Origin of the sequence: Longimicrobium sp., assembly GCF_036388275.1 — a bacterium.
In the GTDB taxonomy this organism is placed as follows: Bacteria; Gemmatimonadota; Gemmatimonadetes; order Longimicrobiales; family Longimicrobiaceae; genus Longimicrobium.
The window spans coordinates 1-14,674 of the sequence record NZ_DASVSF010000081.1 but is presented as its reverse complement, the minus strand read 5'-3'; the positions used below and the strand labels follow the sequence as shown (position 1 = coordinate 14,674).

General features: G+C 69.6%; 11 protein-coding genes. 6 read left to right on the top strand and 5 right to left on the bottom strand.

The window, feature by feature from the left end:
* Nucleotides 1-228 precede the first annotated feature (228 nt).
* From VF632_RS16905 to VF632_RS16890, 4 genes are all read left to right on the top strand, one after another.
* Nucleotides 229-1,467, top strand: a complete 1,239-nt coding sequence (locus VF632_RS16905; RefSeq protein WP_331024103.1) for an SDR family oxidoreductase — start codon at nucleotides 229-231, stop codon at nucleotides 1,465-1,467.
* A gap of 694 nt (nucleotides 1,468-2,161) precedes the next feature.
* The gene (locus tag VF632_RS16900) at nucleotides 2,162-3,370 is read left to right on the top strand and encodes a glycosyltransferase (protein WP_331024102.1); all 1,209 of its coding nucleotides are present in this window, start codon (nucleotides 2,162-2,164) and stop codon (nucleotides 3,368-3,370) included.
* On the top strand, nucleotides 3,370-4,506 hold the full coding sequence (gene glf / locus VF632_RS16895; RefSeq protein WP_331024101.1) for a UDP-galactopyranose mutase: 1,137 nt from the start codon (nucleotides 3,370-3,372) through the stop codon (nucleotides 4,504-4,506). The genes VF632_RS16900 and glf overlap by 1 nt, the downstream gene beginning before the upstream one ends.
* Before the next feature lie 169 nt (nucleotides 4,507-4,675).
* The gene (locus VF632_RS16890; RefSeq protein WP_331024100.1) at nucleotides 4,676-5,557 is read left to right on the top strand and encodes a hypothetical protein; all 882 of its coding nucleotides are present in this window, start codon (nucleotides 4,676-4,678) and stop codon (nucleotides 5,555-5,557) included.
* A gap of 99 nt (nucleotides 5,558-5,656) precedes the next feature.
* Here the strand turns inward: VF632_RS16890 and VF632_RS16885 are convergent, their stop codons facing one another.
* The 5 genes from VF632_RS16885 to VF632_RS16865 all read right to left on the bottom strand — a co-directional run bounded on the left by VF632_RS16885 (nucleotide 5,657) and on the right by VF632_RS16865 (nucleotide 12,190).
* Nucleotides 5,657-5,791, bottom strand: a complete 135-nt coding sequence (locus tag VF632_RS16885; RefSeq protein ID WP_331024099.1) for a hypothetical protein — start codon at nucleotides 5,789-5,791, stop codon at nucleotides 5,657-5,659.
* 130 nt (nucleotides 5,792-5,921) lie between these two features.
* The gene (locus tag VF632_RS16880) at nucleotides 5,922-9,029 is read right to left on the bottom strand and encodes an efflux RND transporter permease subunit (protein WP_331024098.1); all 3,108 of its coding nucleotides are present in this window, start codon (nucleotides 9,027-9,029) and stop codon (nucleotides 5,922-5,924) included.
* Complete coding sequence (locus VF632_RS16875) at nucleotides 9,026-10,087, bottom strand: efflux RND transporter periplasmic adaptor subunit (protein WP_331024097.1); 1,062 nt, start codon at nucleotides 10,085-10,087, stop codon at nucleotides 9,026-9,028. Before VF632_RS16875 ends, VF632_RS16880 begins: the two co-directional genes overlap by 4 nt.
* Before the next feature lie 30 nt (nucleotides 10,088-10,117).
* Nucleotides 10,118-11,470 carry a TolC family protein gene (locus tag VF632_RS16870; protein ID WP_331024096.1) on the bottom strand — a complete coding sequence of 451 codons (1,353 nt, stop codon included), beginning with the start codon at nucleotides 11,468-11,470 and terminating at the stop codon, nucleotides 10,118-10,120.
* Between the two features lie 99 nt (nucleotides 11,471-11,569).
* Nucleotides 11,570-12,190, bottom strand: a complete 621-nt coding sequence (locus tag VF632_RS16865; RefSeq protein WP_331024095.1) for a TetR/AcrR family transcriptional regulator — start codon at nucleotides 12,188-12,190, stop codon at nucleotides 11,570-11,572.
* Nucleotides 12,191-12,317: 127 nt separating this feature from the next.
* On the opposite strand from VF632_RS16865, the gene zapE reads away from it, so the two are divergent.
* On the top strand, nucleotides 12,318-13,370 hold the full coding sequence (gene zapE / locus VF632_RS16860; protein ID WP_331024094.1) for a cell division protein ZapE: 1,053 nt from the start codon (nucleotides 12,318-12,320) through the stop codon (nucleotides 13,368-13,370).
* Nucleotides 13,367-14,053, top strand: a complete 687-nt coding sequence (locus VF632_RS16855) for an HAD-IB family phosphatase (protein ID WP_331024093.1) — start codon at nucleotides 13,367-13,369, stop codon at nucleotides 14,051-14,053. Before zapE ends, VF632_RS16855 begins: the two co-directional genes overlap by 4 nt.
* The last annotated feature ends 621 nt before the right edge of the window (nucleotides 14,054-14,674 follow it).

The window sequence follows — 14,674 nt, the reverse complement described above, 5'->3', positions numbered from 1 at the left end:
GCGCCACCTGCCAGCAGCAGAAGGTGCACCCGCTCGACTTCATTGCTCTTTCCATCGCCGCCCTGCGCTCCGGCAACGCTGCACCCAAGCTCCTGGCTGCTGCCACCTGAACGGTTACGCCGCGACTTCAGTCGCCCCAGCAGGGCCAGGCTCGCTTGCGTCGGCCCGCCGCTTGCACCCGCACCCCGCCCGGGTGACGAACAAGCCAAGTGCATGGGAGGACGTGAGATGGAGATCAGGCTAAAGCCCGTTCGGGAGCAGGTGATCGTGATTACCGGGGCCTCCAGCGGCATCGGGCTGGCCGCGGCGCAGCTGGCCGCACGCCGAGGTGCGCGGGTGGTGCTGGCCGCGCGCGACGAAGAGAACCTGCGCCGCATCGTGGCCGACATCCGGGCTGCGGGCGGCGACGCCGTGTACGCCGTCGCCGACACCAGCAGCCAGGAGCAGGTGCTGGGCATCGCCGAGACCGCGCTGCGCGAGTACGGCGGCTTCGACACCTGGATCAACAACGCGGCGGTTTCCATCTACGGCCGCTTGGACGAAACGCCGGTGGAGGACGCGCGCCGCCTGTTCGACGTGAACTACTGGGGCATGGTGCACGGCACCCTGGCCGCGCTGCCGCATCTGAAGCGCAGTGGCGGCTCGCTGATCAACGTCGCCAGCGTGGTGGCGGACCGCACGCTCCCGCTGCAGGGCCACTACAGCGCCAGCAAGCATGCGGTAAAGGCCTTCAGCGACGCTCTGCGGATGGAGTTGGAGCACGAGGGCGCGCCCGTGTCGGTGACCATCATCAAGCCCGGCTCCATCGACACGCCCTTCCCCCGGCACGCGCGCAACCTGATGGAATACGAGCCGACGCTGCCCGCGCCCGTCTACCGGCCGGAGACCGTCGCCGACGCCATCCTGTACTGCGCCGCACACCGCCGAAAATCGCTGACCGTCGGCGCCGGCGGGCGGATGATGGGGATGGCGGGGATGCTCGCGCCGCGCGCCACCGACCGCGGGTTCGAGGCGACCATGTGGTCGCAGCAGCAGAAGGACGAGCGCACGCGTCCCGGCCGCCGCGACGCGCTGTACCAGCCGCCGCTGGAGGAGGCCCACACGCGCGGCGACTACGAGGGCCGCGTGCGGCGGTCCAGCGCCTACACCAAGGCGGCGATGCGCCCCGGCGCCACTGCCCTGGCCGTGGGCCTGCTCGCGGGGCTGGGGCTGGCCCTGGCCGGACGCGCGGGGCTGTTGGGCGCGCCCGGCTGGCGCCGCGACGACGAACTGTTCGACATCGAGGATGAGGAGTTCCGCACGGTAGTAGAGGTGCAGCCCGGCGACGAGGTGGGCGCGCTCGCGGGTGACCTGGAGGCCACCGCGTCGGAGCTGGAGATGCCCAGCGACGACTACGCCATGCGCGGCGTGGAAACGCTGCCGAGCGGCGACTACGGCTTCCGCGCCGGCGCCGACCAGGCGTACTGAGGGGACCCGCTCGACCGGAACGACCGAGATGGGTGCGCAGGCAGCTCTTGCCTCGCACCCACTTCTGTCATCCTGAGCCCCAGGCACACCACACCGTCCCGTACGATGAGCCACGCGGGGCGAAGGATCTAGCCGCGGACACGTACAAACTGAGGCGCGGCAGCGGTCACGGCAGCCGAGGCCTCGGCTGCCGTGAGGCCCTCACCCGGCCGCGCTGACACGCGTGCCACCCACTCCCACAAACAGCGTGGGAGAGGGGGTACACTTCGGGCTGGAGTGCGGACAGGCAGGCCCGGTGCTCGGGCCGGCGCCCCCCATCCCCAGCCCTTCCCCCGCAAACTGCCGCGGGGGAAGGGAGCCAGTCGAGTGCGTCGGGCTGGCCGAAGCGCAATCGAATTCTCCTCTCCCTCATGGGGTGTATGGGGGAGAGGCCGGGAGAGGGGGGCGGCCGCGGCATGCCCCAGTGTCAGCCCGATCCGGTCGGCCGGGGAGATGTCCCTAATTCCGTCCGCGCGCTGACGCCTTTGTGGCGCCGCGAGTCGCACCCTGATCCAGAGTTCCCGGCGGGCGTCAGAAACTCAACAAAGAGGGCACAGCGTTTGCGCCCGTGATGGCACCTCAATCCCGGTTCCGGGCACTTGGCCGCGCTCCCTTCGCCGACCTTGCCCCGCCGTGCTCCCTTGCCCGTAAAGCCATGCATCACCAGCCCCACGCTGCCGCCGGACCGTACGACAAGCCGGACCTTCTTTGTCTCTGCCATCTGAGCTGGGACTTCGTCTTTCAGCGGCCCCACCACCTGATGAGCCGCTTTGCCCGCGAACGGCGCGTGTTCTTCTGGCAGGCCCCCGCGTACGACGCGGCGGAGCCGTGGCTGGACGTCAGCACGCGCGACGACGGGCTGGTGGTGGCGGTGCCGCACCTGCCCTGGCACGGATGGGACGCCAGCGACGTCATGCTGTGCGAGCTGCTGGACGCCTTCATGGCCGAGCAGGGCATCGGCGAGCACGTGGCCTGGTACTACGATCCGCTGGCGGTGGGCTACACGCGCCACCTGCAGCCGCTCGCCACCGTCTACGACGTGATGGACGAGCTGAAGAGCTTCAAGTGGGCGCCCGACCACCTGCCGGACCGCGAGCGCGAGCTGCTGGAGCGCGCGGACCTGGTGTTCACCGGCGGGCGGAGCATCTACGAGGCACGGGTGGGCCTTCACCCGTCCATCCACCTGTTCCCCAGCAGCATCGACGCCGCGCACTTCAACCGCGCGCGGGGCGACGTCGATGACCCGGCGGACCAGGCCGGCATCCCGCATCCCCGTATCGGATACTGCGGCGTGCTCGACGAGCGGCTGGACCTGGAGCTGGTGCGCGGCCTGGCGGCGGCGCGCCCCGACTGGCATCTGGTGTTCGTGGGTCCTGCCGCCAAGCTGGATGAAGACGATCTGCCTCGCGCGGCCAACATCCACTACCTGGCGGGCAAGCCGTACGCGGAGTTGCCCGACTACCTGGGCGGATGGGACGTGGCCGCGCTCTTCTTCGCCCGCAACGAGCACACGCGGTTCATCAGCCCCACCAAGACGCCGGAGTACCTCGCTGCCGGGCTGCCGACGGTGAGCTCGCCCATCGTGGACGTCGTCCGGGCGTGGGGAAGCACGGGGCTGGTGCACATCGCCGAGACGGTGGACGAGTGGGTGCAGGCGATCGAATCCGCCCTGGCGGAATCGGATCGCCGGGGCTGGCTGGAGAGAGTCGATGTGGAGCTGGCCAAGACTTCGTGGGACCGCACGTGGCAGGAGATGAGCGAGCTGATGGAGGAGGTGCTGGAGCAGCGGATGTTCGCCGCGGGCGACGAGTGGGATGCGCTGGAGAACGAAGTTTCGGGACTGATGGCTTCCGCGGGGGATTGATGTTCGACTACTTGATCGTCGGGGCGGGGTTCGCGGGGAGCGTCCTGGCCGAGCGGCTGGCCGTGGGCGCGGGAAAGCGGGTTCTGGTGGTCGACAAGCGCAACCACGTCGGCGGCAACGCGTACGACCACTACGACGACGCGGGCATCCTCGTCCACCGCTACGGGCCGCACATTTTCCACACCAACTCGCGCGAGGTGTGGGACTACCTGGGCCGCTTCACGGAGTGGCGTCCGTACGAGCACCGCGTGCGCGCCAGCGTCGACGGCATGCTGGTGCCCATGCCCATCAACCTCGACACCATCAACTCGCTGTACGGGCTGTCGCTCACCGCCTTCCAGGTCGACGAGTTCTTCAAGTCCGTCGCGGAGCCGGTGGACGAGATTCGCACGTCCGAGGATGTGGTGGTCAGCAAGGTGGGGCGCGAGCTGTACGAGAAGTTCTTTCGCAACTACACGCGAAAGCAGTGGGGGGTGGACCCGTCGGAGCTGGACGCGCAGGTGACGGCGCGCGTCCCCACGCGCACCAGCCGCGACGACCGCTACTTTACGGACACCTACCAGGCCATGCCCCTGCACGGGTACACCCGCATGTTCGAGAACATGCTGGCGCACCCCAACATCAAGGTGATGTTGAACACGGACTTCCGTGAGGTGGAGGGGCAGATTCCGTACGGCGAGGTGATCTACACGGGTCCCATCGACGAGTACTTCGACTTCCGGTTCGGCAAGCTGCCGTACCGCTCGCTCACGTTCCGCCACCAGACGCTGAACCAGGAACGGTACCAGCCGGCCGCGGTAGTCAACTATCCAAACGAGCATCCGTACACGCGGATCACGGAATTCAAGTATCTCACCGGCCAGGAGCACCCCAAGACGAGCATCGTCTTCGAGTACCCCGGCGACGAGGGCGATCCGTACTATCCCATTCCCCGGCCCGAGAACGCCGAGCTGTACCGTCAGTATCGCGACCTGGCCGAGGAGACGCAGGGCGTGTGGTTCGTGGGGCGGCTCGCGACCTATCGCTACTACAACATGGACCAGGTGGTGGCCCAGGCCCTGACGACCTACAAGAAGATCACGGGCGCCAAGCCCGTACGTCCGAACGCCCGCCAGCCGGAGCTCGCGGGGGCCTGAGCGTCAGCCTCCGCAGCTGACGACCAGCGTTGCGCTGGACGGCGAGGCGCGGGCAGGTGCCCGCGCCTCGCTTTCGTACCCGCTTGCCGTGGGCCAACTTGCGGAATCCGGAGTGTTTGGTTACGGTTGGTACCCGTCACCGCCCCGCATCCCTCCTCCTCGATGGATCATGCCGACCCCTCTGAGACGTGCGCTCGCTCTCACCGTGCTTCTCGGCGCCGCCAACGCCTGCGAATTGGGGACGGGGAGCGACGGGCGCTTCACGGTGATGGTGCTGTCGTTCGGTGGAGGGCTGGCCCAGCCGTATTACACCGGCGACGACATGACCACTCCCCGGCGGCCGATCGTGCTAACGGGCGACACCGCGCGCTTCCAGCCGTACGCGGCGCGGTGCTCCGGGGTGCGGGTCGCCGGGAAGGTGGATGAAAACACGGTCGATTGCGTGATCGTCCCGACTCCCTCCGGGATCCGCTGGTCGAGCAGCAACCCCGCGGTCGCCGAGGTGGATCCGTCGTCGGGGCTGGCTCGCGCCACCGGGAGCGGCACGGTGACGATTCGCGCGGAAGCGGATGGGTACGTCACCGACCACACCTCCGTCGGTTTCCGGACGGACGACCTCAGCGCGGTCCGGACCATCGAGGTGCGGCAGGTGGCCCGCATCGTGATCGCCGCCGATTCCGCTTCGCGCGACGGCCGTCGGGTCCCCGTCGATGTGGCGCCGGGGTCCGGGCGCGTCCGAATGGTACCGGGAGACGTTCACTTCTACTCGGTCAAACAGGTGATCGACACGAACGACAACGACATCTTCCCGGAGCTCGACCCCCGCAAGGGGCGTTTCGTGTGGACCAGCTCCGGGCCCGGGCTGATGGTGACGGTGGCCGATGGGGTGCTCAGCCGCGAGGGGCGTTCCGTCGCGACGGCGCGCGGCCTCTACGAGGTTTCGGTATTCGCCGGCGGGCGGCGCGGCGCGCTGGTCGCCGAAGTCGGCGGGCTGGCTTCGGCGAGAGTCGTGAACGCGTCCCCGGCGGCTACGCGACGCGGTACTCGATGACGTGCACGGCGCCTGGAGAGGCGGCGCTGGGCATGACGTTCGGACTGGATCGTGACACGACGGGCTTCGTGTTCCGGGTGCCGGTTTCCGCGCGGTAGCTCACCCGCCGCAGCTGACGACCAGGCATCCGGGAAGGCTGAGGACGAGCAGGAGCAGGGCGGCGCGGGCGATCTGTCGCATCTCGTAGTCTCCGGGCAGAGGTTCGGGCGCGCCATCGAGCAGGTTGCCCGCCATCCGAACAACAAAAGCAGGTCTCACACGGAGGGCACGGAGGACACGGAGGAGGGACGGAGGAACACACCCTCCCGCTTTTTCCTCTGTGCCCTCCGTGCCCTCCGTGTGAGGCTCTTCTTTTATAGAACTTTCAGACGCCCGCCAGTTCCGGCTCGCGCACCTGCTTCGGCGCGATGGATGTGACGGGAACGGTGCGCACCGCGATCTCCGGCGCGAGCAGCTTGTACATCACCGGCGTCACCAGGCGAGCCAGGACGGTGGACGAGACCAGGCCGCCGATGATCACCCAGGCCAGCGGCGAGTAGAGCGACGATCCCTCCACCGCCAGCGGCAGCAGCCCGCCGATCGCCGTCAGCGTCGTCAGCACGATAGGGACGAAGCGCACCTCGCCCGCCTGCTGAATGGCGTCCACCAGCGGCACCCCTTCCTCGCGCAGCTGGTTGGTGAAATCCACCAGCAGAATGCTCGTCTTGATCTCGATGCCGATCAGCGCCACGAACCCGATCACCGCCGTGAACGAGAGCGTGTTGCCCGTCAGCCACAGCGCCGCGATGCCGCCCACGAAGCCCAGCGGAATCACCGACGCCACGATCAGCGTGCTGCGGAAGGTGCGGAACTCCAGCACCAGAATGGCCAGGATCATGAACACCGCCACGATCACCGCGCCGCCCACCCCGCCGAAGCTTTCTTCCCGGCTCTCGATCTCCCCCGCCGCCGTCCAGCGGTAGCCCTCCGGCAGCTTCATTCCCTCCAGGTCCCCCAGCACCGAGCGCGTCACCCGGTCGGTGTTGAAGCCGCTGCGCACGAACGACGTCACCGTGACGCTGCGCTCCTGGTTGTGCCGCTGGATCAGCCCGGGCGACGACTCGAACTTCACGTCCGCCACCTGCCGCAGCGGAACGGCCGCGCCGGTCATCGACGACACGTACACGCGGTCCAGCGCCTCCACCGAGGGCGTGCCGGCGTGGGGCAGGGTCACGCGGATGGGATACTCGTCGCCCGCGCCGTCGCGGAAGGTGCCCGCGTTCAGCCCCGCCAGTCCCAGGCGGATCGTGCGGTCCACCTCCACCGCGGGAATGCCGAACAGCCCCGCCTTGTGCTCGTCCACGTCTACCCGCAGGTCCGTCCGCGCCAGGCGCACGGGGTTGTCGACGTACATGGTTCCCGGCGTGCGGCGGATCACCTGCTCCACCCGCGCCGCCAGCGTGCGCAGCGTGTCCAGGTCCGGTCCGGCCAGGCGGATGGCGACCGGCGCATCCACCGGCGGGCCGTTCTCGAACTCCTTCACCTGGATGCGCGCATTCGGATAAGCCGCCATCCGCGCGCGAAGCGTGTCGAGCATCGCCGGCGTGCGGCGCGCGGCGTACTCGTCCAGCGTCACGAACAGCTGCGCCACGCTGGGGTTCTGGTTGCGCGGGACGACGTTGTAGTACACCTGCGGATTGCCGCGCCCCACGTTCGTCATCACGCTCTGCACGCCGGGGAGCTGCGCCAGCGCACGCTCGGCGAAGCGCGCGGCTTTGTCCGTCTCCTCCAGGCTGCTGCCGTCCGGCGTGTCGATGTCCACCAGGAACTGCGGCGTTCCCGCCTTGGGAAAGAGCGAAAAGCCCACCACCGGCACCAGGGCGAACGACGCCAGCAGCAGCACCCCCGCCGCGGCCAGCGTACGTCCGGGCCGCGCCAGCGACGCGTGCAGCACCGGCGCGTACGTCCGCCCGATCCCGCCGTGCAGCGCCCGCATGAAGACGTTCCCCCGCGGATCGGAGTGGCGCGACAGCACGCGGCTGGCCAGCCAGGGTACGATGGTGAGGGAGACGATCAGCGACGCCAGCACCGTGAAGATCACCGCCAACGGCATCACGCGGATGAACTTGCCCGCGTTACCGGGAAGAAAGATCAGTGGAAGAAAGGCGAAGATCAGCGTGGCCGTGCAGCCCACGACGGCGATGGCGATCTGCCGCGTGGCCAGCAGCGCCGCCTCGCGCCGCGAGTGCCCCTCGCGCAGGAAGCGTTCGATGTTCTCCACCACCACGATGCTGTCGTCCACCAGCAGCCCCAGCGCGATCACGAACCCCACGATCGAAAGCTGGTTGATGGTGAACCCGGTCAGGTTCAGCGCGGTGAGCCCCATCGCGATGGAAAGCGGAATGGACACCATCACGATCCCCGCCGCGCGCCCGCCCAGCGGCAGCAGCGTCAGCAGCACCAGGAGGATGGCGATGGCGAAGTCGCGCCCCAGGTGCGAAAGCCGCTCCTCCACGTTCCTGGACTGGTCGAATCCGCGCTCCAGCTTCACCCCCGCCGGCAGCGTCTTTTCGAACGCGTCCAGTTCCGCCCAGATGCCGTCGCGCACGGCTGAGATGTTGGCCTCGGGCTGCTGGTTGGCCGTGACGAACACCGCGCGGCGGCCGTTGTAGCGGGCGATGTGCGTCGCATCGGCGTAGCCCCAGCGCACGTCGGCCACGTCGCGCAGGTAGACCACGGAGCCGCCCGCGGCGCGGATGACGGTGTTGCGGATCTCGTCGATGGACTGGAAGTCGCCGCTGGTCTTTACGCTGAACCGGCGGGTGCCCGCATCCACCGAGCCGCCGGGGATGCTCGTGTTCTCCCCACCGATGGCCTGCAGCACCTGGCCGGGCGGAATGCGCAGCTCGGCCAGGCGCCCCAGGTTCAGCTGCACGCCCACCTCGCGCTCGGGGAACGCCCACGACTCCGCCCGGCGCACGCCGGGGACGGCCTGGATGCGCTCCTCCAGCCGCTCCGCCCGGCGCTGCAGCTCGTGGTACGGCACCGCCTCCGACACCAGCGCCACCTGCACGATGTTCACGTCGGCGGCGTTGATCTTGTCCACGTCCAGCGAGTGCAGGTTGGCCGGCAGGGACGGACGAAGGGCGTTCACCTCGCGCAGCACCTCGTCGTACTTGTCGTCGGCATCCGCCGCGGGATCGAACTCGGCGATGAGCACCGCCAGCCCGTCCTCTACCCGCGCCTCCACCTTCTGCAGCCCCTCCAGCTCGCCCACCCGCTCCTCGATGGGCTCCACCACCAGCTGCTCGATCTCCGCCGCGCTGGCGCCGGGGTACACGCCCACCACCAGGTAGGTGGGGATGGAAAGCAGCGGGTCCTCGGCCTTGGGGATGGCCTGCCACGAGGCGAAGCCCATGGCGGCCGTCATCAGGAAGAGCACCACCGTCAGCTGGGGACGGTCGACGAAGAACTCCGTGATGCGGCTGATCATGGCACCACCTTCACGGCCGCGCCGTCGCTCAGGTACGCCGCACCGTCCGTCACCACGCGGTCCACGCCCTCCAGCCCGCCCGTCACCGTCACCCGCTCGCCCTGGATGAAGCCCACGGTCACCGGCAGCCGCCGCGCGCGCCGCCCGTCCGCCGACAGCGTGTAGAGCGTAGCGGACTCGTCGTCCGCCTCCAGGATGGCGCCGATGGGGACCACCGCCATCTGCGCCCCGGCCGCCGGGCGGATCTCCACCCGGCCGACGAGGCCGGACGACAGCGCGCGCCCGCCGGGCTGCACGGTCACCTCTACCCGGTACGTTCCCGTGGCGGGGTCCGCCGCGGGCGCCACCTCGCGCACCGACCCGGCGAACTCCTGCCCGGGAAAGGCGTCGAACCGCACCGTCGCCGCGTCACCAGGCTTCAGCCGCACCGCGTCGCGGTCGGCCACGCCCACCTTCAGCACCTGCCCGCGCTCGCTGCTGCCGAGGACGAGGACGGGCATCCCGGCCCCCACCAGCTCGCCGTCGTTGGCCAGCTTGCGCAGCACCACGCCGTCCGCCGGCGCGACGATCGTCGCGTAGCGCCGGTTGAACGCCGCCGCCTGCATGTCGCTGCGGGCCACCTGGGCGCCCGTCCGCGCGTCCTGCAGTTGGGCGAGCGTGGCGACGCTGTCCGCGTACAGCCGCTCCGCCCGGGCCAGGTCGCGCTCCGCCTTTTCCACCCCGCTGCGGGCGCGCCCCACGGCCGCGTCGATCTCGCGAAGGTCCAGAGTCGCCATCGGCTGGCCGCGGCGGACCGCCTGCCCCTCGGCCACGAGGACGCGGGCGACCACGCCGGGCATCTTGAACGACAGGTCGATCTCGTCCTTGCTGGCCAGCGTGCCCGTAGCCGTCACCGGCTGCGTCACCCACTCGCGGGCCACCGGCGCGGTGCGGACGGCGACGGTGTTGTCGGCGGGTGGGATGGCGGCGCCCGCGTCCTTGCCGCACGCGGCAGCGAGGACGAGGAGTGCGAAGGTGCGAGAGTGCGAAAGCGCGAAAGTCAGGGACTTCGTATTCATCGTCGGATTCCTCTCGTTTGATGGGCGCGGTCAGCGGGCCAGGTCGCGGAGCGCGGCGGCGCGCTCCAGCTCTACCCAGCGGGCGGCGTACTCGTATCGCGTAAGGATCAGGTTCAGCCCCGCCGCCGTGAACGACGTACGGGCGTCCAGCAGCTCGATCTGGGGCGCGATCCCCTCCTGCCAGCGCCGGGCGACCAGCTGGTAGGTGCGCTCCGCCGCCGCCAGCCGCTCTTCCGCGGTGGCGATGGCGCCGCGGGCCACCTGCGCGCCGCGGTACGCCGTCCTCACCTGCAGCTCCACCTGCCGGCCGATCTCTTCGCGGCGGCTGCGGGCGCGGTCCGCGTCCAGGCGGGCCTGCTCGCGGCGGGCGCCGTGCTGCCCGCCGTTCCACGCGTTCCACGACACCACCAGGGAGGCGATGGCAAAGTCGTCGTCCTTGCCGAAGCGGTAGGCGTTGCCCTGAATGCCGTAGTCCACGGCGAGCGCGACCGTCGGCAGCTGGCCGGCGCGGGCCAGCCGCACCTGCGACTCGGCCGCGCGCACCCCGGCAGCGCCCTGCATCAGCTCCTCGCGTCCGGCGAGGGCGGAGCGCACCACGTCTTCCTCCGTGACGGCCAGCGGATAGGCGAGCGCTGAGTCGGCGAGCACCTCGACGGGGGTGTCCAGGTCACGGCCCAGCAGGAAGTTGAAGCGCCGCAGCGCGGCCGTGGAGCGCCCCTCGGCCTCCGCCAAGGCCTGCTCCGTTTCGGCGCGCTCGGCGCGGGCGCGCAGAACGGCGTCGGGGGTGGCCGTCCCGTTCTCCACCCGCCGCTCCGCCACGCGAAGGTTCTCCTGCAGCAGGGGCAGCGTGTTCCGGTAGAGCTCGACGACGCGGGCGGAGCGGGCGTAGTCCAGGTAGGCCGTCTGCACGTCAGCGGCGAGCTGGCGCGTGGCGGTGCCCAGCGCGGCGCCGTCCAGGTCGGCCAGCGTGCGCCGCAGCCGCTGGTTTTCCCACGCCGCGGGCGCCAGCAGCGGCTGCGCGATGCGGATCTTGGTCTCCTGCGCCATCGGGAGGCGCGCGTCGATGTTGGTAGGAAACTGCGTGGTGCCCGTCACCTGGTTGAGCGCCTCGTACGCCGGGTTCACCAGGTCGCCCAGGTTCATCCCCCCGCTGAGCTCGCTGTAGCGGGCGTCGAAGCTGACGGTCGGCAGCAGCAGCCCGCGCGCCTCGCGCACGGCCGCGCTGCTCCGCTCGGCCGAAAGGCGCTCCTGCCGCAGCGAGAGGTTGTTTTCCATCGCCTGGCGAACGTACCCGCCCAGCGGATCGCCCTGGGCTCGGGCGGCGAGCGGGGCGGCGGCGAGAAGAAGAACGAGCATCGGCGCGAGCCGAGTGGGTGACAGCATGGGTACCAGCCTCCTGTCGGGGTGAACCTGCCGTTCGGAATACCGACGACCTATCGGGATACTACTTTCTAACAGTGTTAAGCGTATGGGTAAAATGAATCATCCCTCGCGCAGGATTCCACGAATCATCGCGTCGATGGTGAGCGCCGACGTCTCACGCAGGTCGCGCCAGTGGATCCACGGGTCGTCGCACTTGGCGATCTGCAGCGACACCAGCCCGTGCACCGAGGCCCACATCATCTGCGCAAGCTGCTCCGCGTCGTTCAGCTCGGGGCGAAAGCGGCCCTGCTCGATCCCTTCCGTCACGGTGTGCAGCAGAAGCGCATACGCGTCCTGCTCCGGGTTGCCGCGATCGAAGTCCGGCTCGGTGTACGGCGTGCGCGTCATGAACATGATGGTGTAGTGGTGCGGCTTGTGGATGGCGAATTCCACGTATGCCAGCCCGATCAGCCGCAGGCGCTCCACCGGGTCGGGCACCTGCGCAAAGCGGACGAACTGCTGCCCCAGCGCGCGGAAGTCGCCGTGCACCATCTCGATGATCAGCGCGTCCTTGTCCTTGAAGTGGTGGTAGATGGCAGCCGCCGTGTACTCCACGCGTTCGGCGATGGCGCGCATGGTGGTCGCCTCGACACCGTGCGTGGCGAACATCTCGCGCGCTGCGTCGAGAATCTTCTCGCGCGTCTCCTGCCGCTCCCGGTCCCGCCGTTCCTTCGTTCCCATAACCTCGTCCGGATACTTAACAGTGTTAGATGAGATGATAAGAGGCAGCCGCGGGCACGTCAAGGATGTTGGCCCCGGCCCCGCGAGGCGATAGGTTACCGGCCGTTGAACCGGCCGATCAATCCAGGTGCACGTGCTTCGTCTTTCCACCCTGCTGGACCAGATTCCGGCCCGCCCGAGCGCGGCCGAGCTGCTGGCGGCCTTCGTTCCGCCGCGGCGGTTTTCGGACAAGCGGTTCGAGGACTACCGCCCCGACGGGCGGCACCCGTCCCAGGCCGCTGCCGTAGACCGGCTGCGCGAGGTCGCTGACGAGATGCACGCGTCCACGGGCGGCTGGTCGCGGCTCCGCAGCGCGCTTGGCGGCCGGCAGCGGGGCGCGGGCGTGTACCTGGACGGCGGCTTCGGGGTGGGCAAGACGCACCTGCTGGCGTCGCTGTGGAACGCGGCGCCCAAGCCCAGCGCCTACCTGAGCTTCGACGAACTGGTATACGCCATCGGCCTGCTGGGGGTGGAGCAGGCGCGCGAGGCGTTCCGGGGGCAGCGGCTGGTGGCGGTGGACGAATGGGAGCTGGACGATCCGGGGAACCTGAAGCTGGCCATCGCCTTCCTCCGCGGCGCCCTGGCGGACGGTATCCGCGTGGCGACGACCTCGAATACGATCCCCGACGAGCTGGGGCGCGGCCGCTTCGACCAGAAGAGCTTCACCGCCGAGATCGAGGAATTGTCGTCGGCGTTCGAGGTGCTGCGCGTGGAGGGCGAGGACTATCGCCACCGCCGCTTCGAGGCCGATCCGGGGCGTGCCACCTTCCTGGACGACGCGTCGATGGAGCACGCGCGGAGCCGGGCGGGCGAGCGGGCGCTGGCCGCGGGGTTCCAGGAGCTGCTGAATGGACTCGGTACCGTCCACCCCATCCGCTACTACGCCGTGGTCGAGGCGGTCGACGAACTGCTGATCGAGGGGGTGCAGCCGATGACGGACCTGTACGACGGGCTGCGGTGGGTGCACTTCGTCGACAAGGTATACGACGGCGCCGTTCCGTTCTCCGCCACGGCGGATGCCGAATTGGACGAGCTGTTTCCCCGCGCTTGGCTGACGGGCGCGTTCGGCAAGAAGTTCTCGCGCTGCCTGTCGCGGATGGAGGAGATGCTGGGGGAACGGCGGATGGAGCTGGCGGCGTGAGCGGGTTTGCCTCGGTGGTGTTCGACTGCGACTCCACGCTCGTGCGCATCGAGGGCATCGACGAGCTCGCGGGCGATGCGGCAGGCGAGATCCGCGCGTTGACGGACGCTGCCATGCGTGGCGAGGTGCCGCTGGAAGACGTCTACGGACGGCGCCTGGATCTCATCCGCCCCACGCGCGCCCGGGTGGACGAGGTCGGGCGGATGTACGTGGACACGCTGGTGCCGCACGCCCGCGAGGTGGTGGCGGCGCTGCGCTGGCTGGGGAAGACGGTGCGGATCCTTTCCGGCGGCCTGGCACCTCCGGTGCAGGCGGTCGCGGCGGAACTGGGGCTCGCGTCGGACGACGTCGCCGCCGTGGGGATCACGTTCGCCGCGGACGGCGCCTACATGGGATTCGACCGCGAGTCGCCGTTGGCACGCAGCGGAGGCAAGGCGCGGGTGCTGGCCAAGTGGGACCTTCCCCGCCCCGTGCTGCTGGTGGGCGATGGAGCCACGGACCTGGAGGCGCGACCCGCCGTGGACGCGTTCGCGGCGTACATGGGCGTCGTGTATCGCCCCGCCGTCGCCGAGGGCGCAGATTTCGTGCTGCGCGACGAGAGCCTGGCCCCGGTGCTGGCGCTGGCCTGCAGCGACGAGGACCGCGAGCGGCTGCGGGACAGCCCGTGGGCGGAGTTGGTGTAGGGCCTCGGCTGCCGTGGGGCCCTCACTCGGCCGCGCTGACACGCGTGCCACCCTCTCCCACAAACAGCGTGGGCGAGGGGGTACACACCAGACTCAGGCGCGGTACGTCCAGTACCGGAGCGGCGACGGGGCCTGTCATCCTGAGGCGCAGGCGCACCGTACCGGCCCGCACACCAGACAACGCGCGCCGAAGGATCTAACCGTGGCCGGCACGATGCCAGGGCGCGGCAGCGGTCACCAAAGCAGAGGCCTCGGTCCCGCTGGGGCGACTGAAGTCGCGGCTGGCAAATCACGAAGTCCGCCTTCGCGGACTGCATGCGAAGTCGAGTGTGCCAGGCCGCCCGAAGCGCGATCTGTCATCCAGAGGCGCGAGCGCACTGCACTGGCCCGTACACCAGACCACGCGCGCCGAAGGATCTAGCTGCGGACGGCACGATGCCAGGGCGCGGCAGCGGTCACGAATGCAGAGGCCTCGGCCCCGCTGGGGCGACTGAAGTCGCGGCGTAACCGTTCAGTGGGTTGTACAAAACTGTAGACTTTGTTCACATGAGCCACTACATATTGTGGCCCATGAGCATCATAGAGCAGCTGGAGGCGGCTGGTGAAGTCCTCTCGCCCGCA